The sequence below is a fragment of the Polaromonas sp. P1_G2 genome (assembly GCF_056405515.1).
Genome location: NZ_JBFUBY010001643.1, coordinates 1 through 373, shown reverse-complemented (window position 1 = coordinate 373; position 373 = coordinate 1). Strand labels below are relative to the sequence as shown.

1 protein-coding gene is annotated in these 373 nt (G+C 63.0%); it reads right to left on the bottom strand.

Features of this window, described 5'->3' with window-relative positions; genetic code table 11:
• Window positions 1-304, bottom strand: a 304-nt coding sequence (locus tag AC1D0P_RS31930) for a hypothetical protein (protein ID WP_477680388.1), incomplete at its 3' end; no start/stop codon positions are given.
• Between the last annotated feature and the right edge of the window lie 69 nt (window positions 305-373).

The window sequence follows — 373 nt, the reverse complement described above, 5'->3', positions numbered from 1 at the left end:
GGTCGTCCGTCCTGGCGGTCTCGGTTTTCCGGACCACCTTGAGCGGCACGACCTTCGGTTCTTCCGGCTTCTTCGCCCCTTCCGTCTTCACCGGCGCCGCCTCATTGCGCTTGTCCAGCGCATCGGCCATTGCCCCCATGAAGAGACCCGCCATCTGCGTCGCCATATTGACGCCGACGGCAGTCATCATCGTCATCACCGCCGCCTGATCGGCGATGAATTTGGCGGACGCTTGGGCAAAGTTCGGCTCAGCTGCGGTATCCCGCGCTTCCGCCTCGTCCCTGCCCTGTTGCGGCTCGCTCATGTTTCCTACTCGGCAGCCTCCAGAACCGCGCCATGCGACGTGGCATTGCTGGTATACTGATCAATGCGC